The sequence below is a fragment of the Coprococcus sp. TM115-187 genome, from assembly GCF_027679115.1.
In the GTDB taxonomy this organism is placed as follows: Bacteria; Bacillota; Clostridia; order Lachnospirales; family Lachnospiraceae; genus Allocoprococcus; species Allocoprococcus comes.
This window is the reverse complement of sequence record NZ_JAQEKS010000003.1, coordinates 113,635-137,959: the sequence shown is the minus strand read 5'-3', so window position 1 is coordinate 137,959 and position 24,325 is coordinate 113,635. Positions and strand designations below refer to the sequence as shown.

The window sequence follows — 24,325 nt, the reverse complement described above, 5'->3', positions numbered from 1 at the left end:
AAGACAGCAATGAGTGAAGTAAGATTACAGGTAAAAAATCTTTGTAAAAACTTCGGTATTACAAAAGCAGTTCAGAATGTATCCTTCAATGTAAACAAAGGAGAGGTTCACGCGCTGATCGGAGAAAACGGTTCTGGTAAATCCACTCTGACCAACATGCTGACAGGTATCTACAGCATTGGAAGCGGACAGTTCATTCTGGACGGAAAAGAAATTCATCCGAAGAACCAGGTAGAAGCAAACAACGAAGGTGTATCTATCATCGTACAGGAACTTGGAACTCTGTCAGGACTTACAGTTGCAGAGAATATTTTCCTCGGACATGAAGATCAGTTCGTACATTTTGGAATTAAAAATACAAATGCCATGAACAAAAAAGCAACAGAGCTTTTAAAGCAATATGGCTTTGACAGAATTAAAGCAGCTGACATGATCGACAATTACAACTTCGAAGACCGTAAGCTGGTCGAGATCGTAAAGGCTACCTATTTTGATCCGAAGATCGTTGTTATCGATGAGACAACAACTGCTCTTTCACAGGAAGGACGTGAAGAGCTTTACAAACATATGGAAAGAATCAGAAAGAGTGGAAATACAGTTATTTTCATTTCACATGACCTTCCGGAAATCCTTGATAAGTCGGATACAATCACAATCCTTCGGGATGGTGTTTACATTGATACTGTTAAGAGTAAAGATGTAACAGAAGATGATCTGAAGAAACTGATGGTAGGACGAGAAGTAACAGGTGATTATTATCGTGCAGATTATGGTGAAAAAGTATCTGACGAAGTTGTATTATCAGTAAAGAATGTTACTGTTCCTGGATTGATCGAAGATGTAACATTTGATCTTCATAAAGGTGAAATCCTTGGATTCGGTGGACTTTCAGAATCTGGTATGCATGAAATCGGAAAAGCTATTTTCGGTGCATCTTATGACCGTACAGGTAGCGTAACACTGGCAGATGGAACACAGATTAATGATATTCCGACTGCGATCAAACACAGCATTGCGTACACATCAAAAGACCGTGATAATGAATCTGTTGTTCTGAATCAGAGTATCGGAGACAATATCTGCCTCCCATCACTGGATGAACTGGCAGGAAAGTCACATCTCTTAAGTGACAAGAAGCGTAAAGAATTTGCAGACAAATATGCAAAACAGATGTCTGTAAAGATGGTAGATGTAAACCAGTTTGTATCAAATCTTTCAGGTGGTAACAAACAGAAAGTCGTTCTTGCAAGATGGATCGGAAAAGATTCTGACATCGTTGTACTGGACAGCCCGACACGTGGTATTGATATCAAAGTTAAACAGGATATCTACCAGTTAATGAATCAGATGAGAAAAAATGGAAAATCCATTATCATGATTTCAGAAGAGCTGATGGAGCTGATCGGTATGTGCGACCGTATCATAATTATGAAAGATGGAAAAATCAGTGGTCAGCTGGATAGAGATAAGAACCTCGATGAAAATGGTCTTATTTCTATGATGGTATAAGGAGGCAGCTATGGGAAGTCAAGTAAGTGCAAAAACAAATGATAAAGAGCAGCAGCTGAAAAAGGCATCTAAGATGACCTTAATTCGTTCGCTCCTGCCAATCGTAGGATTGGTTGTTATTTTCCTGTTATTTAATGTTCTGACAGATTTCCGTATGATGGGAAATATGTCACTGGTACTTTCACAGGTATATGTAACTATGATTGCAGCTATGGGTGTTTTCTTCATTATGACAATGGGAGGTCTGGATTTCTCTCAGGGATCTATCCTCGGTATTTCATCCATCGTTGTATGTATTCTTTCACAGAAAAGCATTCCACTCGCAATTATCGGTGGCATTGCATCTGGTGCGGCAATTGGAGCTCTGAATGGTTACTTTTATGTATTCCGTAAGATTAAATCCTTCATTGTTACAATTTGTACCATGTTCTTATTCCGTGGATTTATCAAATACCTTACAACAAATGCACCTGTTGCAGGTTCTGCAAAACTGATCAACTATGACAGTACAGGACTTAAGGTTGCATGTACGGTAGTTATTTTGATTATTGGATTCATTGCATTCCGTTATACAAAGTTCGGAACTTATCTGAAAGCAATCGGAGCCGGTGAAAAAGCAGCAATGTTCTCTGGTATCCGTACAGATAAGATGAAATTCCTCATCTATGTACTTGCAGGTGCAATTACAGGATTTGCGGCATTTATCAATGTAATCAAAGTCGGATCGGTTACATCTTCAGGTGGTAACCAGCTGGAAACACAGATTCTGATCGCGCTGGTATTAGGTGGTATGCCGATTTCCGGTGGCGCTAAGGTTCGTTTTGAAAATATTGTTGTTGGATCTTTACTGTACATCGTACTGAACAGTGGACTGACAATGATGGGATTCACAACACAGATGATGCAGCTCATTCAGGGTATTGTATTCCTGATCTTCGTGGCAGTATTCGCAGACAGAGAATCTATCCAGGTAATCAAATAATAATTTACATATTGGGGAACTGACAGCTCTCGTTTACGAGAAGAATTTTCCGGATGTATACAGATCGGAAGTCAGGATTTGCAGTCCAAATAAGATTGCGGATCCTGATTTTTGGTCTATGTGGCAGAAATGGAGAGTTTATGCATAAGACAGAACAGGAAGGACTTAAATACCAAAAATTATATAATTGGGCACACACACTGATCACCAGTGGTGTGATTAAAAATATGGATAAATTTCCGTCAGAGACAAGTCTTCAGAAGAAGTTTGGGTATTCCAGACAGACCGTGAGGACGGCACTGCAGCAGCTAGAGGAAGAAGGTCTGATTACCCGTGTGAGGGGAAGCGGAACCTATGTTTCTTACGACAGCAATGGAGTAAATGGAGAAAGACCACAGATAGGTCTTCTTCTGAGCTATTATTCTGATTATCTGTTTCCACGGGTATATGATGGGATTGAAGCTTCGCTGACAGAAAAAGGGTATGGAATTGAGGTTGCAGTAACGAAGAACCGTCTGAATGATGAGGCAATTTATCTGGAGGGATTGCTGAAAAGTAATGTTAGTGGTCTGATCATTGAGGGATCAAGATCTGCATTTCCAAATCCAAACATTCGTCTTTATAAAGAAATCAAAAGAAAAAATATTCCGACGCTGTTTATTCATAATCATTATGAAAATGTGCCATTTGACAGTGTGGAAATGTCGGATTCCAGATCGGCTTACGAGCTGACCAGGATTTTGATCGAGAACGGACACCGCAGGATTGGTGGAATTTTCAAATATGATGATATGCAGGGAATTGAGCGGTACAAAGGATTTATTCAGTGTCTGTCGGATTACGGTGTAAAATTTGATGATGACTGTATCCGCTGGTATTCAACAAAAGATATGGAAGAAAAGCTGAGTAAAAAAGGACTTCTCCGTATGTACAGACGGACGAAGGATTGTACAGCGATGATGGTCTACAATGATGAAGTGGCAGATTATTACATGGAGTTTCTGGAAGAGAGGGGGCTGCATGTGCCGGAGGATATTTCACTGGTATCCTTTGATGATGCGGAGCTTCAGGATTCAAGTACCAGTATCCAGCTGGTGACAGCAGTGCATCCAAAGTATCAGCTCGGGCGTATCACAGCAAAACACCTTCTGCGTATGATGGATGATACAAACTGGCAGCAGAAAAATTATTCGTACCGGTTTCCGGTAAAGATTAAAGATGGAAACTCAGTGCGGAAAATATAGAAAGAGTGAAAAGCAGGTGACGAAATCCGGCAGCACTGAATGCATTCGGAACCTGTTCAAGCTCGGCAACCATTCCGATCAGTAAGAGTTGTGTGGAGAATGAACTTGGTGTTTCCAACCAGATTTCCAGTATTGCGATCGCATCCTTTGCGGCACTTGCTACGATGGCAGGACTTCCGGCAGGTGTTATGGGCGTTTATATCAGTATCAATACGCTTTGCGATATGGGAGCAACCTGTGTAAATGTTATTGGTGATATGGCAGGATGTGTGGTATTGCAGGAGAAGATTGATCTGAAGTAGGACGAAAGAAAATAGACGAAAACATAGGCAGCTGGTCTGAAAAGATCAGCTGCCTTTTTACATATTATTCATCTAATAATTTGAATTTCATATACACCGGATCATGATCCGAGTAGCTATATCCGGTATTTACATTTTCATATTCTGTGTATTCAATATTATCGGAAGTAATAAATCCGTCCAGCGTCACCGTGTAGGTCACACCAGGTACATATTCCATATCTGCATTCCGTGCACTGTCCCAGAGAGCATCCTTTTCACTGTCAGAAAGATTGTCCAGGCAGAATGAAAAGTGTTCCGGAAGCTCTTCGCGTGGGAATGGATAAGCCCAGGACTCACAATTTTCTGCATCTTTTTCGGATGCCTTAAGGTCATGGTTGAAATCACCACCGCAAAGTACATAATTACCGGCTTCGTATTCCTTTTCCATATCTGCACTCAGCATACGGATCTGTGCTTCGCGAATCGCATCACTGTTGCCGTAAGCAGACATGTGCAGCAGGAAGATAACCAGTTCCTTCCCGTTATCTACAGGGACTCTGGAAATGCTGTAACAGCGGTCAAGGTCAAAGAACTTGCTGAAGCTTGTCGATATCGGAAAGCTTCTTCTCAGAGAATCCGTAACCGGATATTTGGAGAAAAGAGCAAGTCCGGAACGGCTGCGACCATGCGGCTGTGTGAATGGATAAAAAAGGAATGCGGAATCGTAATTCTGTGCAAATACCGTATTGTAACTTGGAATCGTATCCTTTAAAATTGAATATTCATCTACATGGTAGCTTCTTGTAGAGTTCAGATCAATTTCCTGGATCAGTGCGAAATCCGGATCTTTGGAAGCAACCAGTTCTCCGGCACCCTGAATATCAGATTCGACACTTTCCTTACTTTTTGCCCAGGAAGATTTTCCACCGTCCATAAAGAAGCTGAAGTCCGGCGTGTAGGCTCCGAAACCAACATTGTAGGTCAGAGCGGAATATTCTTTCTCGGTTGTCAGTGTGTCAGCTGCGGCTGTTCCACCGGAAGTTTTCTCGATCTTCAAAGCCTGATTATCCGGAATTCGGTGATAGCTTGCAAAGAGATAGATCAGATATGCAATCAGCGCAACCAGAATGATAAGCAGGAAGATTCCGAGAACTTTTAATATCTTTTTTATGTTCTTTTTCATAATATCCCCTTTTTGTTTGTTAAATTTCAGATAAATCTATGTAAAATATAAGTTTACTATAGCATGTTTAAAAGATTATTTCTATAGAATTGAGAAAAGAAAACAGGTATAGTAAACTATAAAATAATGCGAAAAATCTCATTGAAGTTCTTCTTGCATCTCGTTATAATAGGAAATGGAGAAATGAAATCACAATAATATTGGGGAAATAATATGTGATTAGATCCGAGTATTTATTTAATGTTTGGGAGGTTTACCATGAACGAAAAGAATTACAGCAAAGTACCAGTATTTGAGAACGGACTTGCACAGCCGGTATTTCCACTTACAGATGGAAAGACAGGAGAAAAGTATGATCCGGCAACATCCAGTATCGTAAGATATTGTGTTTATGTGGAAACGGATTACGATGTGGACGGAGATGGAAAAAGAGATCTTGTGAAAGCTGTTGTCCAGGTACCAAGAAGTGCAGTAGAGGGGAATTATAAGGCTGCAACTTTATATGAAGCACGTCCATATGCGGCGGGAGTCCAGGAAGATGGATATCCGCATATGAAAGAAGTGGCAGAAAAAGAATATCATCCGGTTAATTTTGCAGATCTTGACAAAAAAGTGGATGCGCATGTTCCGCAGGGATGTATCAGTGCAATGGATCTTTCTTTAAAAGCAGATCCGGCAGACTGGTATTATCCGGATAAAGGAAATAATAACATTATGGTTTTTGAAAATATCGACACCTTTGATTATTATCTTGTACGTGGATTTGCAGTTGTTTTAAGTGCGGGATTTGGTTCAAAAGGATCTGACGGATTCAATTATGTTGGTTCAGACTATGAAAGAGACGCTTTCAAAGCAATTGTAGAATGGCTGCATGGAGACCGTATCGGATATGCAGACCGTGAAGGAACGGTTGAGACAAAGGCAGACTGGTCCAACGGAAAGGTTGCCATGACAGGAAGATCTTACGCCGGAACCATGCCGTTTGCAGTGGCAACAACAGGAGTAGAAGGACTGGAGACAATCGTACCGATCGCAGGAATCGCGGACTGGTACAGCCAGCAGAACATGCAGGGCGCACAGCGGTACTGGCCGAAAGAAATGCTGAACAGCTTCCTTGCTTATTTTTGTTCCAGCCGTTACAATGATGAGACATTAACCGAGAAGCAGCGGGATGACATGGGAGCGTTCCATCATGAGATGAGCCTTCAGCAGATCAAGGGTGGATTTGACTATAATCCGGAATTCTGGGGTATGGGAAATTATCGTCTTCATGCAGACCGGATCAAATGCAGTGCACTCATCGTACAGGGACTGAATGACGAGAACGTGTCTACCAAGCAGTATGAGATGATGTACAAATCTTTCCAGGAGGCAGGAAAGAATGTAAAAGCAATCCTTCATCAAGGTGCACATATCACACCAACGATGCCGAAGCGATATGGAATCCTTGTGGATGGTAAATTCTATGATGATATTATCAATGAATGGATTTCTCATTATTTATACGGAGTTGAAAATGGTGCAGAGAACAGACCGGCAATCCTGGTGCAGATGAACTATGACCAGAGAAAATGGGAGACAGCAGATTCCTGGGAGACAGCATATAAGATGAATCTTACATGCGAAGAACAGGGAACAACTGTAATCGATACAGACTGGGAAGCAGCGGGTGTCAGTGCAGAGAACTTCGATGATGTGATGGGTGTGAGATCAAGCAATATGGCACAGCGTTATGTGACGGATCCGTTTAAAGAGGCAGTGACATTACAGGGAACAACTTGCGTAAGATTAAGAGCAGCGTTAAAAGATGGAGATGCAGAAGCAGATTTCAATCCGGTAAACAGTAATGATGCAGATACTCTGACGATGAAGCTTGGAATGCATGAAATGTCAGGACGTATGGATGATGTGAAGCTTACTCTTCTTCTTTGTGACGTGTGCGATGAAGAATTTGACAGCATTCAGTCTGTAGATCCGCAGAGAAATACAATTCCGGTCAATGTGGTAAAAGAAGGCGGAATTATCAGCGGAGGAGAGGTTCCGGCATGGAATGAAGCGGAGTTTGCTACTGTACATAAGAAATACCGTGTGATCACACGGGCATTTGCAGATCTGTGCAATCCGGAAGCAGGATATGAACCGGAGACAGCACAGAACAGTATCGAACTGAAAAAGGGTGAATACCATGATTACCATATTTATCTGAATGCGACAAGATATACGGTAGAGCCTGGACATAGTCTGGCACTGGTCATCACGACAGAAGATCCGATCAACTGTCTGATCCACAAGACCTATTCTGTGGAAATCGAGAATGCATCAGTAACAGCGGAAGTTCCGATGACTGCAGCGGTAGAAAATCGTGTGATGACGAGAAAATAAATTACATAAAAGAATAGTTATATAAGTATTTCATGAAGGATCACCAAACAGGCTTTGGTGGTCCTTTTTTACAGTAATGCAGATGTATCCTATGCTTCAGAAAAAAATTTTAAGATATATCGGGATAATTCTTTTTATTTTTTGGTAAATATTGTAAAATAATTAGAAATGAAAATAACAGGAAACTGCGTAGTAGAAGTCTGGAGGAAAAGACATGAACGCGGAAGAACGAATGACAAAAGAACAATTAGAAGAAGAAATCCGACATTTTCGGAAGATCTTTCAGGAGATCCGTCTTTTCCCGATTGGAAATATATCAGATATCGATGAAGAATGGAGAAAAATCAATGAGCGGCAGAGATGCTATCATTATTGGAAACGGGAAACACCCTGTGATAACTGTGTAGCGATGCGTGCAGCGACCACGAAAGAAGAAAAAGGAAAGCTGGAGATTGTAAATGGCAAGATTTATCAGGTGATCGCACGTTATATAGAAGTAGATGAGAAGCCATATGTACTCGAGCTGATCCGTTGCCTGGATGGTGACTGGTCGATTGGAGAGATCAATCATGAGCGTTTGATAGATATGTTTGTACATTACAATGACAGGTTATACAGAGATGCAGTGACAGATGCATACAACCGGCGGTATTATGAGGATGAGATGAAGAACAAGAAGAAAAATGCCGGGGTTGCACTGATCGATCTAGATGATTTTAAACTGCATAATGATACCTACGGACATCAGGCAGGGGATATGGCACTCTATACGGTTGTAGATATTATCCGGAAAAATATCCGTAAGACGGATAAGCTGATCCGTTTTGGCGGGGATGAATTCCTTCTTGTGATGCCGGAAGTTACGGAAGAAGTTTTTAGCCAGAAACTGCAATTGATACAGGAGCGTATCTATAATGCAAATGTTCCGGGATACCTGAATTTGCGGCTTTCTATCAGTGCCGGTGGCGTGCTGACGGAAGGAGACAGTATTGAGGAAGCCGTGAACAGAGCGGACAAGCTGATGTATCAGGCGAAGGCTACGAAGAATAAAGTGGTTACACAGAAAGATGAAAGAGAGCAGTACGAGAAGCATAACCAGATTAAACAGCGGATCCTGGTTGTCGATGATTCAGAGATGAACCGTGCGATTCTCTGTGAGATGCTGAAAGATGATTTTGAGATCATTGAAGCAACGAACGGACAGGAATGCGTTTCGCTAATAGAACAATACGGGAAAGAGATATCACTGGTACTGCTTGATATCGTGATGCCGATTATGGACGGTTTTGAAATTCTGATGTATATGAACCGGAATCACTGGATTGAAGATGTGCCGGTAATTATGATATCCAGCGAGGAATCTGAGAACTATATCCGGAAAGCGTTCAAGTTTGGAGTATCCGATTACATCAGCAGACCTTTTGACAGCAAGGTTGTATACCAGCGTGTATTTAATACGATCAAGCTGTATGCAAAACAGAGAAGGCTGATTTCCATGGTATCCGATCAGATGCATGAAAAGGAAAAGAACAATCAGATGATGGTAGAAGTTCTAAGCCAGATTATGGAATTTCGTAATGGAGAGAGCGGCCTTCATGTTGTCCACATCAATACATTGACGAGACTTTTTCTGGAAAGACTTGTTGAGAATACGGATGCATATAATTTGACGCCGGATGACTGCTATCTGATTTCAACAGCATCCGCGTTTCATGATATCGGTAAGGTTGGAATTGATGAGTCGATTCTGAATAAGCCTGGAAAGCTGACTAAAGAAGAATTTGAGACTATGAAAGAGCATACGCTGATTGGTGCTTCTATGCTGGATAAGCTGGAGCATTATAAGGATGAGAAGATGATCAAGATCGCGTACCAGATCTGCAGATGGCATCATGAACGTTATGATGGTAAAGGGTATCCGGATGGTCTGATCGGAGAACAGATTCCAATTGCGGCACAGGTTGTATCTGTGGCAGATGTTTATGATGCACTGGTGAGTAAGCGTGTATATAAAGATGCGTATTCACATGAGCAGGCGATGAAGATGATCCTGAACGGAGAGTGCGGAGCGTTCAATCCGCTTTTAATGGAAGTTCTTGTGGAAATCCAGGATAAAATAAAAGAAGAAATACGTTACGAGGCATAAAAAAGAAGAAACGTCCGCCATGAAGGTAACGATCGGACGCATGCTTCGGAAAAAGGATGCATCAGATGGTGCGATGACGCCGTTTCAGGCAGTCTGTACGGCACTCGCGACAACGGTCGGAACCGGAAATATTGTAGGAGTTGCAGGAGCGATCGCGATCGGAGGACCGGGGGCAGTCGGAAGCTTCTTTATCAGTATGAAAAAAGGTGTGTCCAGAGGAATTTTCTCTAATGAGGCAGGTCTTGGTACCGGATCGATTGCACATGCATGTGCAGATACAAAAAAACCGGTGAAACAGGGATTCTTCGGAATCTTTGAGGTATTTATAGATACGATCGTAATCTGTACACTGACCGCACTGGTAATCCTGTGCAGTGGGGTTCCGATTGGTTACGGTGAGGCAGCAGGTGCGGAGCTTACGATTCTTGGATTTACTTCTACATATGGGAACTGGGTATCGATCTTTACCGCGGTTGCGATGTGCTGTTTTGCATTTTCAACCATTATTGGGTGGGGGCTTTACGGAACCAGATGTATTGAATTTTTATTTGGAACAAAGGTCAACAAACCGTTTATGGTGCTGTATTCACTGGTTGCGATCGTTGGAGCAACGATGGATCTTGGGCTGATGTGGAATATTGCAGAGACATTTAACGGACTGATGGCAATCCCGAACTTGATTGCAGTCTTCCTGTTATCAGGAGTTGTGGTAAAACTTGTAAAAGAATATTTTGCAGGGGAAGGAAAAGGCGTATAAAGAAATACCTGACAGAAGGATAGAAGGCTTTCTGTCAGGTATTTTTTAATTTCCAAAATCAACGCCATACATTTTAAAATGTGTCTCAATACGCTGTTTGGCTTCCCAAAGAATCTGGACAGCTTCTTTTTCTTTAGACTCGGAAATACGGAAGGTTGGGATGGATATACTTAAAGCAGCGATTGGTGCATTATTGTAATCAAGCGAAACGGCGATACAATTTACCATTAAATTCGTTTCTTCATGTTCCACGGCATATCCCCGTTGACGGGTAAGTTCTAGCTCTTTAAGTAGATCATTTATGGTAGCGATTGTGTGTGGTGTATATGCAGTGAGAACTTCTGGAAACAGGCTACGAATTTCTTCTTCGGATTTATAAGCAAGAAGTGCTCGCCCCAAACCAGTACAGTACAAAGGAAGCTGCTTTCCTACGGAAGACATCAGGCGGATTGGCTGAGGTGAATCCTTTTTTGCGATATAAAATACCATGTTTCGAGATTGGATACCAAGTTGGCATGTTTCGTTACTTAATGCAGTAATGTTATTCATCTCCTGTTGAATGAATTGTAAAGAAGTCTTGCGGTTATTATAGGCTACACCAACAGAATATGTAGCAACTCCGATACGATAGCGAAGCGTATCCTTTTGCATATAAATAAAATTACGGGCAGTCATCGTATGAACAAGCGGCATAATGCTGCTTTTTGGGGCATTCAGTGCTTTGGCAAGTTCGGTAAGAGTCATTCCTTCCTCAGAGTTGGAAAGAAGCTCCAGTATATCGAGCACCCGTTCAGTAGGGCGGTGTTCAGTTGTTGCCATTGGTTTAAATCTCCTTTATTAACATTGAAATAATCTAAAGTTCAATCAAGTATATAAAAATTATATCAGATATTTGTATGGAATTCCAGAGCTGTTTGACGTATATGTAGAAATTTATATAGAATAATTGTGCAAAATGATAAAAATAATGAATTCATTTAATGATATATTGACAATAAAATACATAAGTGCTATTTTAAAAGCATGAAGTATGTAAATACATACGGAGTACGTATATACGCGCAAATGAAACGAAAGGAAAAAAGGTAAAGAGGAGGCAAAAAACTATGATTATGAACTTTTTGAAGAAAGTACCGGCTGGGATGATGATTGTTCCGCTTTTGATTGGAGCAATTTTAAATACGTTCTGTTCGTCGATACTTCAGGTAGGTTCACTTACAACAGCAACTTTTTCAAATGCAGGTGCGGCAACAGCGATGGGAATTCAGCTGGTATGTCTTGGAACAACGTTAAGATTTAATGAACTCGGAAGTGTGTTAAAAAGGGGCGGAGTCCTTTTGATTTCCAAATTTGTGGCTGGAGCAGTAATTGGTATTGTTGTTGGTAAAGTGTTCGGTACAGATGGATTTCTTGGATTATCTGCATTAGCAATTATCTGTGCGGTAACAAACAGCAATGGTTCCGTATATCTTTCCCTGATGCAGTCTTATGGTGATGAAGTGGATAGTGGCGCAATGGCATTACTCTCATTGAATGATGGTCCATTTTTTACACTGGTCGCAATGGGAGCTTCAGGACTTGCAAATATTCCGATTCTTTCAATCCTTGCAGCAATTACACCGATCATTGTTGGTATGATCCTTGGAAATCTTGATAAATCATTTTCTGATTTCCTTGCACCGGCAGGACCGATTTTAATTCCTTTTGTAGGACTTACACTTGGAGCAGGAATTGATCTTTCCGCAGTTATAAAGGGAGGACCGTCAGGAGTTCTGCTTGGATTTATGACTACTTTTATTGGTGGAGCATTTATTGTATTATGTGATCGGAAGATTTCAAAACGACCGGGTTATGCCGGATGGGCAGTAGCGACAACAGCAGGAAATGCAGTAGCTGTACCGGCAGTTGTAGGACTGGCAGATAAGAGTCTGGAAGCATATGTACCACAGGCAACTGCTCAGGTAGCAGCATCCGTAGTTATCACAGCGATTATTGTCCCAATTGTTACAAACTGGTGGGCACATAAATACGGATGTCCGAAATTCCCTCTGGAAGAGAAGAAAACAGAAGCAGCGAAGTAACAAGATATATTGTAACATATTAATTTAAAGATACCAGGGTCAAAATATCTTTTGACCACAACATCATTTAAACATGAAAATAGGAGATGAGCAAAATGGCAGTAACAGTTAACGCAGCAATTATTGATGAAAAAGATACCGTCGTTGTAGCAATTGAAAAGATTAATGCAGGAGATGAAATAATCTGGAGAGACAGAAACGGAGATGTACAGAAGATTACAGCAGCTACAGATGTACCAATGTACCATAAAGTAGCAATCAAGGAAATGCCAAAAGGAACGGAAGTAGTAAAATATGGAGAACACATTGGTCTTGCAGCATGTGACATCCATGTTGGCGAGCATGTACATGTACATAATGTCCAGAATCACAGAGAAAATCTTTAAATGCGGAATATAAGAAGACAGGAGGAATTTAAAAATGGAAAAAATGACTTTTTGGGGATATAGAAGACCAGATGGAAGAGTTGGAATCAGAAATAAAATTTTAATTTTACCGGCAAGTGTCTGTGCATCAGATACAACGAGAATTATCGCATCCCAGGTAGAATCCGCAGTTACATTTAATAACCAAAATGGATGTTCCCAGGTTCCGTCAGACCAGCAGTTCACAATGGATGTAATGGCCGGATATGCAGCAAACCCGAACGTATACGGAACGGTCGTTGTATCACTTGGATGTGAAAACTGTCAGATGGATCTTGTGTTAGATGCAATTAAAGAGAGAACGAATAAACCAATCCGTCATTTCATTATACAGGAAAATGGAGGAACGATTTCTACAGTAGAAAAAGCTGTCCGTGCAGCAAAAGAGATGGCACAGGAAGCTTCTCTTCTGCAGAAAGAAGAATTTGACTTTTCTGAGCTGATCATCGGAACAGAATGTGGAGGTTCGGATCCGACTTCAGGACTTGCAGCAAATGTCCTGATCGGAGAGATGAGTGACCGTATGGTAGAACTTGGAGGTACTTCGATTCTTTCTGAGACAACAGAATTTATTGGCGCAGAACATATTCTGGCACGACGTGGAAAGACAAAAGAAATCAGTGACAGAATTTACCAGATCGTTCATGACTATGAGCATGCGATTAAGTTGGTAGGACATGATATCCGTGAAGGAAATCCTTCTCCTGGAAACAAAGAAGGAGGACTTACAACATTGGAAGAAAAATCATTGGGATGTATCCATAAAGGTGGTCATTCAGAAGTAACAGCAGTATATGATTATGCAAAACAGGTAGAACCAAAACAGGGACTTGTTATTATGGATACTCCGGGAAATGACCCATCATCAGTAGCGGCAATGGTAGCCGGTGGATGTCAGATTGTCGTATTTTCTACCGGACGTGGTACACCGACAGGAAATCCGCTTGCACCGGTAATTAAGATCACCGGTAATAAAGTTACTTTTGCAAATATGTCCGATAATATTGATATTGATGCAAGCCCGTATATTTACGGAACCAAGACGATGACAGAACTTGGTGATGAGCTGATGAAAGAAATCAAGGAAGTTGCGGATGGCAAGCTGACAAAAGCAGAAGCTCTTGGATATACAGAAATGGCAATTGCGAGAGTTTGTAACTATATGTAAAAAATGAGGTGAAAAAATTGCGCTATACCAGAGTAAAAGATAAAAATGGAGAAATTCATCTAGCAGCTTTCGAAAAGGAAGAAACCGTGTTTTTTCTGGATGAATTATTCCCGGAATTAAAAGGGAAAACGTTGATAGATTTTGTTCATATGGTAAATGGTGATCCGCAAAAAGCAGCACAGATGATCTGTGCTGCAGATGGATCGGTACATAGAATGGAAGAGCAGGAGATGTTGACACCGATTGAACATACGGTTCACGATATCCTCTGTGTCGGAGTCAATTACACAGATCATCTGGAAGAGACAAAGGAACATCTGGCAGGAGCTGTGTCGGATGAAGTATCCGGTACCGTGTATTTTGCAAAAAGAACAAACCGTATTCTTGGGGCAAATGAAGAGATCCAGGGACGGTTTGATATCGATGAAAAAGTGGATTATGAAACAGAATTAGCGGTCATTATAGGAAAAGAAGGAAAAGGAATCACGGAAGAAAAAGCAGAAGAATATGTATTTGGATATTCCGTATTTAATGATCTTTCTTCAAGAGATCTTCAGACCAGACATGGACAGTGGCTGATGGGAAAAAGTCTGGATAATTATACGATCATGGGACCTGTGATCGTAGACCGTACAGAGCTTCCGATGCCATTAGAACTTGATATTAAAAGTTATGTGAATGGTGAACTCAGACAGAATTCAAATACAAAATATCTGATTAAAAAAGTTCCGGGGCTGATTGCTGAATTGTCCAAAGGAATTACTCTGGAGGCTGGTGACATTATTGCAACCGGTACACCAGCAGGTGTTGGAATGGGATTTACGCCACCAAGGTTCCTGAAGAAAGGTGATAAAGTTACATGTGAGATAGACAGGATTGGTCAGCTGACGAATTATATTGTCTGATTTTTACAAGAAAGTGAATTAGGATAAAGATAGGAAGAGAGGTAGAAAATATGTGTAAAATCGTTACACCAGTTGTTACAGTTTTTGATGAAAATGAAAAACCGGATTATGAAGGGAATAAAAAGGTAATTGATTTCCTGATTGAAGGAGGCGTTGATGGAATTCTTGTGTTGGGATCGTCCGGTGAATTTACAGGACTTACGAAACAGGAGAAACATGATTTCTTCAAATTCTATGCAGATTATACTGCAGGGCGCACAAAGCTTTATGCTGGAACCGGAAGCCTTAATTTTGAAGATACTGTGGCGTTGTCAAATGAAGTGAATGAAATGGGCTATGAAGGAGCAATGGTTATCGGACCATGCTATTATGCACTGGATCAGGAAAAGATTTTTGTATATTATGATACGCTTGCAAAAGCGGTAAAAGGAAATCTTTATATCTACAATTTCCCGGCAAGAAGTGGACATTCCATCGCTCCGGAAACCTTGAAAAAGCTGGTGGAAAATAATGCTAACATTAAAGGCTTAAAGGACTCCGTATCAGAACCAAATCATACAAATGAACTGATGCTGGCAGTAGAAGGACATGAGTTTGAGATGTTCTCAGGATTTGATGATCAGTTCCTTTATAATCTTACATCCGGAGGAGTAGGATGTATCGGGGCACTTTCCAATATTGTCCCTGAGATCTGGAGTGATCTTGTAAAATCAACAAAGGAAAAAGATTTTGACAGAGTTATGGCGTTATCGGAATTGACGCATGAGCTTATGCCACTTTATGATCTGGATTCAAATTTCTCATTGCTGTTTAAAAAATTGATGCAGCACAGAGGTGTAGAAATTGAAGACCGTGCAATCTTCCCGTACAATCAGATGGAAGAAAGTGTGTATAAAAAAGCAGAGATTTTATTAGATAAAGTTATAAAGAAATATCAGAAATTGAAATAATAATATGTAGTAAGAGCAGACATTGCCTTCCCGCCGCAAGGAATGTCTGCTCTTTTGCATATTTATATATGAAATGAATACTTACCAGGATTCAGGTAATATAAGGTCTTCTTTACGCATTGCAAGAGAAGCGCCTGGAACGGAAAAGTCCGGCATACCATTTTCATCCCAGAAAACTTTGCCGATATAAGCATTTCTTCCGGCATCATAAAGTGGCTGATAGTCTCCTTCACCCAGATAACGTTCTTCCTGGCGTGCGTGATAGACCATCAGATCTTCTGTGTCATCGGTAGAACGGGTAAAGCTGTTATGTCCAGGTCCGAAGAAGCCGGTGGTGCGACTGCTCTGGAATACCGGGTAAGGGAGCTTTGTCCAGGAAGAAGAGTCCAGAAGATCAGAATCTTCGCTGGCATATAAAAGTCCCATATTGTAAAGAGCATCTGTGCCACTTGCTGAAAAGGTAAGGAAGATCCGCCCGTCATGCTTTAGCACAGCGGGACCTTCATTTACAGCGAATCCGTGGAGCTCCCAGTTATACTCCGGATGTGTCAGAAGAACAGATGGAGTACAGATTGTCCATGGATTGGATAATTTGGCAATAAAGATATCGGAAATATTGTTTGTCTTTTGTGCCCATACAAAGTAATCTGTATCGTTGTGATGGAAAAAAGTGTGATCCAGCGAAAAGTCTGTAAAAGCAATATCATTTTCTACAGTTGTCTGGATCGGCCCTTTGCTGATCCATGGATCAGTCATCGGGTCATCACCGGTACAGGCAAGGCAGTGTGGACGGATCCGCCATGAAGAGTGGTCAGATACAGTCGTGGTATAATATACATACCAGCCACCCTGAATATAATGGATCTCAGGAGCCCAGATGTGAGGACTTACACGATCAGGACCGATAGGTTTTCTTTCGTAGATTATTTTTTCTGTGTAGCGCCCGGAATTGTCAGTCAGATCTTCGAGCGTGTCTGCGCTGCGCAGGATGATGTAAAGATACTGATAAGTACCATTCAAATTATGGCCTGCGTCGGTATGAGAGCCGAGAAAATAGTATTTTCCATCCGTGTGCTTGTAGATATAAGGGTCTGCACGGTGGCTGATGATCGGTGCTGCATAGTCGTTGTCCTGAATATGTCCAATACCATCTTCGCTGCGGATGATTCTGCGCAGTTCCTTCATTCTATTGGTATAAGTTACCTGTACGGTTGCGGAAGAATCGTCCATTTTGGAGACAGATTGTATACATACTGGCTCTGGCTTCCCATATTTATTTTGTAAAGAAAAGAGACCGGAGACAGCAATTTTTTCGCCGTTTGGATCTTGATTGGCTAATGCGTCGGATACAGGAAGTTCTTCGCACGGAAGGATGATTGAAAATCCGCCGTTAAGGGCGTACCAGTCTTTGCGGTTGTAGCTGTATTCGAGATAATAATGATTTTCTTCAGGGATCTCCCATGAGACATTCACGGATCGTATATAAGCAGAATCCTGCTGATCGTGATAGAATTTATCTGCCATAGGAAGTGTAATTGATTGTTTCATAAATCCTCCTTTGGCATTGCATTTATAAGAAAACAAGGATTTTTATTAATTTTAGCATAGAATTAACTGATTGACAAGGCGGAAATGGATAGTCTAAGATAGAGAATAAGAAGAAAAATAAATGGGAAGAATGACCGGAAGAATAAAAAAGGGAGAAAAGGAAGCAAAGAGATGGTTACGATCAAGGAGATTGCAAAGGAATGCAATGTTTCTGTAGCAACAGTATCAAATATTTTAAATCACAAACCTGGCGCAAGTGATGAAACCAGGAAGATCGTGATGGATAAGATAAAAGAGCTGAACTATAAGCCAAATACTGTGGCGAGAAATCTGAAGACAAAGAATACCAGAACAATCGGGGTTATTGTTGAAGATATGACGATCTTCAGTATCCCGGATATTGTAGATGGTATTACAGAGCATTGCGAGGAGAACAGTTATCAGATTCTACTGATCAATCTGAGACTGTTCAAGAAATACAATGATTTTTACTATCACAGAGATGATTATTATGGACGTGTCGGTGAGGAGATTGACAAGCTGATCGCAAGACAGGTAGAGGGGATTATTTATGTTACGGCACATGAGAGAATTATGCGCTGTATTCCGGAGAATTTGCCGATACCAGTCGTTATGGCATATGGATATACAGCGAATAAAGACATTCCGTCAGTGGTAGTGAATGACGAAGATGGAGCGCATCAGATCGTGGATTATCTGATTGCAAACGGACACAGGCGTATCGGAATTATTACTGGTAAGCCGGACAGTATCCATATGCAGGAACGACTTCTTGGTATGCAGAGAGCTCTTTTTGAAAATCAGATATTATATAATCCTCAGGCAGTATATTATGGAGATTGGACAAGAAAAAGTGGATATGAGGGAACGAAGCAGCTTCTGAAACAGGGGATAACAGCAATCTGTTGTATGAATGACCTGATGGCGGGTGGAGTATATGACTGTCTGGAAGAGAACGGAATACTTCCGGGGAAGGATATTGCAGTAACCGGTTATGATAACCGTGAATTATCCGGATATTATAAACCACCACTTACCACCATTTCCCTGCCTCTGCATGATATTGGTTATACGGCGAGTGAGGTGATCATGCGTATGGTAGAAGGAAAAAGATTAAAAGAGCCGGAAGGAATATACCGTGTTGGATGTCATATGTTAGAGCGGAGCTCGGTTGAAAATATTACAGAAAATTCATGAATTTACACTAAAAATAACAGAAATCAGAAAAAAATAAGCGCTTATAGAAGAGAAAAATGCTCTGTAAGTGCTTATTTTATTGTGTGATTGTGCAAAATACACAAAATTAAACGTTTAAGTTCTACTTGCATTTATAATAAAAGTGCGTATATAATTAAAACAAGCAAGAAACAGGTAAATAAAATAAAAATATGAGCCTGAAAAACAAAAACAGCATTGCATATTTAAGAAAAACGGGAAAATTGTAAAAAAGAATATTAAACGATTAAGTATATATAGATCGTATTTAATATTCCGAGGAAAAATTATGGATGACAAGAAACTAAAAACGGTACCGCTGAATAAGATTAAGATCTCAGATCGGTTCTGGAACAGATACACCCATCTTGTGAAAGATGTTCTGATTCCATATCAGTGGGATATCTTAAATGACAAGCTTCCGGATGTGGAAACCAGTCATTGCATTGAAAACTTCAGGATTGCGGCAGGAGAAGCGGAAGGCGATTTTGAAGGAGCAGTATTCCAGGATACAGATGTAGCGAAGTGGCTGGAAGCTGTAGCATATTCTCTGGCAGTAGAGCCGGATGAACATTTATCTTACCTTGCTGATAAAACAATTAACCTTATCGGTCGTGCCCAGTGCGAAGATGGTTATCTGAATACATATTTTACGATCAAAGATCCGTCAAAGCGTTGGACGAACTTGAAAGAGGGACATGAGTTATATACAGCAGGGCACATGACAGAAGCAGCGGTTGCATATTATAAAGCAACCGGAAAGACGGAATTTCTGGATATTATGAAAAAGTTTGCAGATCTGATCTGCAGGACATTTGGACCGGAAGAAGGTCAGAATCACGGGTATCCGGGACATCAGGAGATCGAGCTTGCATTGATCCGTCTGTATCATGTTACCGGGAATAAGAAATATCTGGAGACAGCAAAATACTTCATCGACCGCAGAGGTGTAGGTGAAAATTATTTCTTAGAAGAGGAAAAGAAACCGGAATATAAACAGATCTTTCCGGAGTTTGCCGAATATGATCCGAGATATTCACAGTCCCATCAGCCGGTAAGAGAACAGAAGACGGCAGAGGGACATGCAGTAAGGGCTGTGTATATGTATTGTGCAATGGCAGATCTGGCATATGAGTATCAGGATGAAGAGCTGATGGAAGCGTGTAAGACATTGTGGGAAGATATGACGAAACGCCAGATGTACATCACAGGAAGTATCGGGGCATCCGGACTTCTGGAACGGTTTACAACGGATTACGATCTTCCAAATAACAGTAACTACTCAGAAACATGTGCATCGATTGGACTTGCGCTCTTCGGAAGAAGAATGGCACAGATCACAAAAGATGCGTCTTACATGGATGTTGTGGAAAGAGCACTTTACAATACTCTGTTGTCGGGAATTGCGCAGGATGGAAAGAGCTTCTTCTATGTAAATCCACTGGAAGTATGGCCGGATAACTGTATTGAACGTACTTCTAAGGAACATATAAAACCGGTCAGACAGAAATGGTTTGGAGTAGCATGTTGTCCACCGAACATTGCGAGAACACTGGCATCTATGGGACAATACATCTATTTTACAGATAAGAACACAGTATATGTAAACTTATATATTTCCAATGAAGCACAGATCGATCTGGATGAAGGAACAACAAAGATTCAGATAGAAAGCGACCTGATCAATACCGGTCACATCGTATTAAAGGTCACACCGGATGAAGGAAGCACAAATAATCTGGCGATCAGAATTCCGGATTATGTGAAAGCGTACACCATCCGGAAAGACGGGGCACTTTTAGAGCATCAGGATATCTGTCAGGCATATCTTACGATCGGTGGAATCAGCAAACAGACCGAGATCGTAATTGATTTTGAAGTACCTGCAAGATTTGTGAGAGCAAATCCGAATGTCAGAGAAGATGTGGGAAAAACTGCACTGGTGAAAGGACCTCTGGTGTACTGTCTTGAAGAAACAGACAATGGAGAGAATCTTCCGGCTATCTTCGTGGATACGAAACAGGAAGTCAGAGAAATGTTTGAACCGGAACTTCTTGGAGGCGTGACAACACTTCGGTTTAAGGGAAAGAAACTGAACGTGGATACGTGGAAAGACGGAGCGTTATATGATAGCCGGGAAATGGCATTCGAGGAAGTAAATCTGAAAGCAGTTCCATATCATTGCTGGGACAACCGCAAGACGGGTGAGATGCTGGTATGGATGAAAGAGATGTTTTAATTAAAGAATCTATCAGGGGACATACAACCCTGTGGAGAAATAAATACCCAAAAGGAGGAAGAAATATGAAAAAGAAATTAGTGTCAGTGATTCTTTGTGCAGCTATGACAGCAACAATGTTGCTCGGCTGTAGCGCAGGAAGCGAAAAGAGCGACTCCGACAGCAAAGCAAAAGGGGAATCAGGCGGAACAAAAGAGATGGAAGTTGATGGAGATGCAACCACTCTTAATGTATGGACATTCATCGAGTTACACCAGGAATTCTACACCAACATGGCAGAGAAGTGGAATGAGGCACATCCGGATAAGAAGGTTAAATTAGTACTTTCTAATATGCAGTATGATGATATGCACAACAAATTATCTCTTGCACTGGAATCCGGAAAAGGTGCTCCGGATGTAGTTGATATTGAGCTTGGAAAATTCCCGGCATTTACAAGTGGTGAAATCGGACTTATGGATCTGACAGATGCGATCGAACCATATAAAGATAATGTAGTAGAATCCCGTCTTGACATCTATGGGAAAGATGGAAAATATTATGGCTTCCCAACACACGTTGGTACAACCGTTGCATTCTACAACGATGATCTGTTAAAAGAAGCAGGAATTGATTACACAACGATCAAGACATGGGATGACTTTAAAGAAGCCGGTGTTAAATACCATGAAGCTACAGGTAAAGAATTTGCCTGCGCTGAAACAACAGCTCAGTGGATGATCAACCTGATGTTAGCTCAGAAAGGTACAGATTACCTTGACAAAGATGGAAAACTTGATCTTACAAACGATAAAGTAGTAGAAGTACTTCAGTATATCAAAGATATGCAGGAAGCAGGCGCACTTGCAACCGTAGCTGGTGGACAGCCGGATAACGAAGAAGCTTATCCGGAATACAACAGTGGCAACTTTGCAGTACAGATTATGCCTTTCTGGCAGACATCAAGATTCACAAACTATATGTCTGACCTTGATGGCAAGATCGCTATTGCAGCACCTCCGGTATTTGGTGACAACGATGCAGTTAAGACAATCGGTGGTGGCGGAACCGGTACAGCAGTTGTTAAATCTTCTGAAAACGCAGAACTTGCAGCAGAAGTATTCGCTTACATCAAACTGTCTGAAGACGCTAACAAAGAAGTTTGGAATGTATTAGGATTTGACCCTGTTAATACAGCAGTATGGACAGATACAGATCTTACTCAGAATCCGGACAACCAGTTTGTAAAATACTTCAAGACAAAACCGTTTGATACATTATTAGAGCTCCAGGATGGCATTGGCTCACTTGCTTCTTGCACAAGCGAAAAATATCCATCTATCAATAACGAGTTCTGCACAACAACACTGAATAACATTTTTGAAGAAGGAATGGATGTTAAAGAGGCATTGGAACAGTCTCAGGAAACTCTTGAAAATGAATTTGGTGGCAAATAAAAAAGTTACAATTAAGTAACTGGTAATGTAATATTCAGGGGTTGCGTGCAAAAGCTGCCGCAGCCCTTTCTATAATTTAAGAAGGAGGATACATAAACCATGAAGAAACTGTTCTATTCTCAGAAATTAGCTCCTTATGTGTTCATCCTTCCTTTTGTCCTTACTGTTATATTTTTCTGGGCAGTTCCAATCGCGAACGGAGTCCTTTTAAGTTTTCAGGATGTATTACAGGATAAATGGGTTGGATTGGATAATTATAAGAGACTTCTGTCCGACAAGATATTTTTAAAAGCTCTGGCTAACAGTACTCGATACATGATCGGAACACTGGTGCTGCTGATTCCGTTTCCGATGTTTTTCGCAACGCTGCTGAACAGTAAGCTGATGAAGAAACCAGGATTTTTTAAATCAATCTATTTTCTTCCGGCTTTGACATCAGTTGTAGTTGCAGGTACAATCTTCCGTCTGATGTTTGGTGAGATGGAGACTTCTCTTGCCAACCAGGTGATCGGAATGTTCGGACTTGGACCGATCAAATGGTTAAAGAATGATCTGACTGGTTATTTTGCACTGTTACTTCTGGCATGCTGGAGATGGACAGGTGTTAACATCCTGTACTTCCTTGCCGGATTACAGAGCATTTCAACAGACCTTTATGAGGCAGCTTCTATTGATGGAGCAAATAAATGGCAGCAATTTACAAGAATTTCCCTTCCACTTCTGAAGCCAACCACCGTATACGTGCTGACAATCAGTATCTACGCAGGTCTTGCCATGTTTAATGAAAGTTACATGTTATGGAAAGGTAATAACTCGCCACAGAATATCGGGCTTACGATCGTTGGATATCTGTACAGGCAGGGAATTGAAAAACGTGCAATGGGTTATGCCTGCGCGGTAGGGCTTGTACTTCTGGTTATTGTTATGATCGTCAATATGATACAGTTGGCGGCAACAGGAACATTTAAGAAGGAGGAGAGATAGTATGGGTGAAAAGAGAAAAAAGAAAGACCGGCTTTGCACAGTATTGATGCTCATTTTCTTCTCAATCCTGGCTATTCTGATTATTCTTCCGATTTATACGATCTTTCTTGCCAGCTTCAAGCCGGGCGGAGATCTTCTGCAGTATGGTCTGAACCTCGGAATTGACTGGAAACGTATGAGCCTGGATAACTACGTGCTTCTGTTTACAGGACAGCATAACTACTGGAGATGGTTCTTTAACAGTATCTTTCTTACTGTAATTACCGTAGTAGCCACACTTCTGGTAAGTGCATTTGTAGGATATGGATTTGCGGCTTATGAATTCAAAGGGAAGAATGCAATGTTTGTTGTCGTTCTTCTGATCTTATCTGTTCCGCTGGAAGTCATCATGCTTCCTCTGTATAAGCAGATGACTAACTGGGGACTGATGGACAGCTATATTGCGATCATATTACCATTTGTTGCACATGCATCCACAATCTTTTTCTTCAGACAGTATCTTCTTGGACTTCCAAAATCACTTATGGAAGCCGGACGAATTGACGGAGCGACGGAGTATGGTATCTTTTTTAGACTGATCATGCCGATTATGAAACCTGCATTTGCGGCCATGGCGATCTTAAATGGTATGAACGCATGGAACAATTACCTGTGGCCATTACTGGTAATCCGTTCTTCAGAAAAATATACACTGACACTTGGACTTAACACCTTGATCAACCCATATGGAGATAATTATAGTCTTCTGGTTGTAGGTTCATTCTTCTCGATCATTCCGATTTTTATACTGTTTGTATGCTTCCAGCAGTATTTTATTGAAGGTATGACAGCAGGTGCAGTAAAAGAATAATTGTTGTAAAATAAGA

Annotated in this window: 19 protein-coding genes and 1 pseudogene; 17 read left to right on the top strand and 3 right to left on the bottom strand. The window is 41.0% G+C overall.

Annotation, left to right across the window (positions count from 1 at the left end; all coding sequences use genetic code 11):
• The first annotated feature begins 9 nt into the window (after nt 1-9).
• From PGW42_RS03780 to PGW42_RS03765, 4 genes are all read left to right on the top strand, one after another.
• Nucleotides 10-1,509, top strand: coding sequence for a sugar ABC transporter ATP-binding protein (locus tag PGW42_RS03780; protein WP_118218637.1), 1,500 nt, complete (start codon nt 10-12; stop codon nt 1,507-1,509).
• Nucleotides 1,510-1,519: 10 nt separating this feature from the next.
• Nucleotides 1,520-2,491, top strand: a complete 972-nt coding sequence (locus PGW42_RS03775) for an ABC transporter permease (protein WP_117557348.1) — start codon at nt 1,520-1,522, stop codon at nt 2,489-2,491.
• Between the two features lie 140 nt (nt 2,492-2,631).
• Nucleotides 2,632-3,735, top strand: coding sequence for a GntR family transcriptional regulator (locus tag PGW42_RS03770; RefSeq protein WP_270203015.1), 1,104 nt, complete (start codon nt 2,632-2,634; stop codon nt 3,733-3,735).
• A 35-nt stretch (nt 3,736-3,770) separates the two neighbouring features.
• Nucleotides 3,771-4,037: a cation:dicarboxylate symporter family transporter gene (locus PGW42_RS03765; RefSeq protein ID WP_330418901.1), complete on the top strand. Its 267-nt coding sequence runs from the start codon at nt 3,771-3,773 to the stop codon at nt 4,035-4,037.
• 64 nt (nt 4,038-4,101) lie between these two features.
• Here PGW42_RS03765 and PGW42_RS03760 read toward each other — a convergent pair whose 3' ends face one another.
• Nucleotides 4,102-5,202: an endonuclease/exonuclease/phosphatase family protein gene (locus PGW42_RS03760; protein ID WP_270203014.1), complete on the bottom strand. Its 1,101-nt coding sequence runs from the start codon at nt 5,200-5,202 to the stop codon at nt 4,102-4,104.
• 258 nt (nt 5,203-5,460) lie between these two features.
• On the opposite strand from PGW42_RS03760, the gene PGW42_RS03755 reads away from it, so the two are divergent.
• From PGW42_RS03755 to PGW42_RS03745, 3 genes and pseudogenes are all read left to right on the top strand, one after another.
• Nucleotides 5,461-7,584 (top strand): CocE/NonD family hydrolase, encoded by a 2,124-nt coding sequence (locus PGW42_RS03755; RefSeq protein ID WP_270203013.1) that lies wholly within the window; start codon nt 5,461-5,463, stop codon nt 7,582-7,584.
• A 214-nt stretch (nt 7,585-7,798) separates the two neighbouring features.
• The gene (locus PGW42_RS03750; protein ID WP_173825259.1) at nt 7,799-9,730 is read left to right on the top strand and encodes a diguanylate cyclase domain-containing protein; all 1,932 of its coding nucleotides are present in this window, start codon (nt 7,799-7,801) and stop codon (nt 9,728-9,730) included.
• 16 nt (nt 9,731-9,746) lie between these two features.
• A pseudogene (locus tag PGW42_RS03745) lies at nt 9,747-10,487 on the top strand (alanine:cation symporter family protein); the annotation flags it as partial.
• Between the two features lie 45 nt (nt 10,488-10,532).
• On the opposite strand, the gene PGW42_RS03740 reads toward PGW42_RS03745, so the two are convergent.
• Nucleotides 10,533-11,306: an IclR family transcriptional regulator gene (locus tag PGW42_RS03740; RefSeq protein WP_117834594.1), complete on the bottom strand. Its 774-nt coding sequence runs from the start codon at nt 11,304-11,306 to the stop codon at nt 10,533-10,535.
• A gap of 287 nt (nt 11,307-11,593) precedes the next feature.
• Between PGW42_RS03740 and PGW42_RS03735 the strand changes: the two genes are divergently transcribed.
• The 5 genes from PGW42_RS03735 (at nt 11,594) to PGW42_RS03715 (ending at nt 16,016) form a co-directional block, all read left to right on the top strand.
• A complete protein-coding gene (locus tag PGW42_RS03735) occupies nt 11,594-12,568 on the top strand; it encodes a 2-keto-3-deoxygluconate permease (protein WP_270203012.1) in 975 nt (324 codons plus the stop codon).
• 95 nt (nt 12,569-12,663) lie between these two features.
• The gene (locus tag PGW42_RS03730) at nt 12,664-12,954 is read left to right on the top strand and encodes a UxaA family hydrolase (protein WP_243002802.1); all 291 of its coding nucleotides are present in this window, start codon (nt 12,664-12,666) and stop codon (nt 12,952-12,954) included.
• Nucleotides 12,955-12,988: 34 nt separating this feature from the next.
• Nucleotides 12,989-14,161, top strand: coding sequence for a UxaA family hydrolase (locus PGW42_RS03725; RefSeq protein WP_330586005.1), 1,173 nt, complete (start codon nt 12,989-12,991; stop codon nt 14,159-14,161).
• Nucleotides 14,162-14,178: 17 nt separating this feature from the next.
• Nucleotides 14,179-15,066, top strand: a complete 888-nt coding sequence (locus PGW42_RS03720) for a fumarylacetoacetate hydrolase family protein (RefSeq protein ID WP_243002803.1) — start codon at nt 14,179-14,181, stop codon at nt 15,064-15,066.
• 50 nt (nt 15,067-15,116) lie between these two features.
• Nucleotides 15,117-16,016 (top strand): dihydrodipicolinate synthase family protein, encoded by a 900-nt coding sequence (locus PGW42_RS03715; protein WP_117557362.1) that lies wholly within the window; start codon nt 15,117-15,119, stop codon nt 16,014-16,016.
• Between the two features lie 81 nt (nt 16,017-16,097).
• Here PGW42_RS03715 and PGW42_RS03710 read toward each other — a convergent pair whose 3' ends face one another.
• On the bottom strand, nt 16,098-17,564 hold the full coding sequence (locus PGW42_RS03710) for a family 43 glycosylhydrolase (protein ID WP_117557364.1): 1,467 nt from the start codon (nt 17,562-17,564) through the stop codon (nt 16,098-16,100).
• A gap of 171 nt (nt 17,565-17,735) precedes the next feature.
• On the opposite strand from PGW42_RS03710, the gene PGW42_RS03705 reads away from it, so the two are divergent.
• The 5 genes from PGW42_RS03705 to PGW42_RS03685 all read left to right on the top strand — a co-directional run bounded on the left by PGW42_RS03705 (nt 17,736) and on the right by PGW42_RS03685 (nt 24,309).
• The gene (locus PGW42_RS03705; RefSeq protein WP_117557366.1) at nt 17,736-18,782 is read left to right on the top strand and encodes a LacI family DNA-binding transcriptional regulator; all 1,047 of its coding nucleotides are present in this window, start codon (nt 17,736-17,738) and stop codon (nt 18,780-18,782) included.
• Between the two features lie 307 nt (nt 18,783-19,089).
• Nucleotides 19,090-21,039 (top strand): glycoside hydrolase family 127 protein, encoded by a 1,950-nt coding sequence (locus PGW42_RS03700; protein WP_270203011.1) that lies wholly within the window; start codon nt 19,090-19,092, stop codon nt 21,037-21,039.
• 65 nt (nt 21,040-21,104) lie between these two features.
• Nucleotides 21,105-22,475 (top strand): ABC transporter substrate-binding protein, encoded by a 1,371-nt coding sequence (locus PGW42_RS03695; protein ID WP_118218358.1) that lies wholly within the window; start codon nt 21,105-21,107, stop codon nt 22,473-22,475.
• Nucleotides 22,476-22,574: 99 nt separating this feature from the next.
• The gene (locus PGW42_RS03690) at nt 22,575-23,459 is read left to right on the top strand and encodes a carbohydrate ABC transporter permease (RefSeq protein ID WP_117557372.1); all 885 of its coding nucleotides are present in this window, start codon (nt 22,575-22,577) and stop codon (nt 23,457-23,459) included.
• Nucleotide 23,460: 1 nt separating this feature from the next.
• Entirely contained in the window at nt 23,461-24,309 is an 849-nt protein-coding gene (locus PGW42_RS03685) for a carbohydrate ABC transporter permease (protein ID WP_117557374.1), read from the top strand.
• Nucleotides 24,310-24,325 lie beyond the last annotated feature (16 nt).

Coding starts and splice junctions, on each gene's coding strand:
- PGW42_RS03695 (WP_118218358.1), top strand. CDS start 21,105: ATGAAAAAGAAATTAGTGTCAGTGATTCTTTGTGCAGCTATGACAGCA.
- PGW42_RS03750 (WP_173825259.1), top strand. CDS start 7,799: ATGAACGCGGAAGAACGAATGACAAAAGAACAATTAGAAGAAGAAATC.
- PGW42_RS03775 (WP_117557348.1), top strand. CDS start 1,520: ATGGGAAGTCAAGTAAGTGCAAAAACAAATGATAAAGAGCAGCAGCTG.
- PGW42_RS03685 (WP_117557374.1), top strand. CDS start 23,461: ATGGGTGAAAAGAGAAAAAAGAAAGACCGGCTTTGCACAGTATTGATG.
- PGW42_RS03715 (WP_117557362.1), top strand. CDS start 15,117: ATGTGTAAAATCGTTACACCAGTTGTTACAGTTTTTGATGAAAATGAA.
- PGW42_RS03740 (WP_117834594.1), bottom strand. CDS start 11,306: ATGGCAACAACTGAACACCGCCCTACTGAACGGGTGCTCGATATACTG.
- PGW42_RS03770 (WP_270203015.1), top strand. CDS start 2,632: ATGCATAAGACAGAACAGGAAGGACTTAAATACCAAAAATTATATAAT.
- PGW42_RS03705 (WP_117557366.1), top strand. CDS start 17,736: ATGGTTACGATCAAGGAGATTGCAAAGGAATGCAATGTTTCTGTAGCA.
- PGW42_RS03725 (WP_330586005.1), top strand. CDS start 12,989: ATGGAAAAAATGACTTTTTGGGGATATAGAAGACCAGATGGAAGAGTT.
- PGW42_RS03755 (WP_270203013.1), top strand. CDS start 5,461: ATGAACGAAAAGAATTACAGCAAAGTACCAGTATTTGAGAACGGACTT.
- PGW42_RS03710 (WP_117557364.1), bottom strand. CDS start 17,564: ATGAAACAATCAATTACACTTCCTATGGCAGATAAATTCTATCACGAT.
- PGW42_RS03780 (WP_118218637.1), top strand. CDS start 10: ATGAGTGAAGTAAGATTACAGGTAAAAAATCTTTGTAAAAACTTCGGT.
- PGW42_RS03760 (WP_270203014.1), bottom strand. CDS start 5,202: ATGAAAAAGAACATAAAAAAGATATTAAAAGTTCTCGGAATCTTCCTG.
- PGW42_RS03730 (WP_243002802.1), top strand. CDS start 12,664: ATGGCAGTAACAGTTAACGCAGCAATTATTGATGAAAAAGATACCGTC.
- PGW42_RS03690 (WP_117557372.1), top strand. CDS start 22,575: ATGAAGAAACTGTTCTATTCTCAGAAATTAGCTCCTTATGTGTTCATC.
- PGW42_RS03735 (WP_270203012.1), top strand. CDS start 11,594: ATGATTATGAACTTTTTGAAGAAAGTACCGGCTGGGATGATGATTGTT.
- PGW42_RS03700 (WP_270203011.1), top strand. CDS start 19,090: ATGGATGACAAGAAACTAAAAACGGTACCGCTGAATAAGATTAAGATC.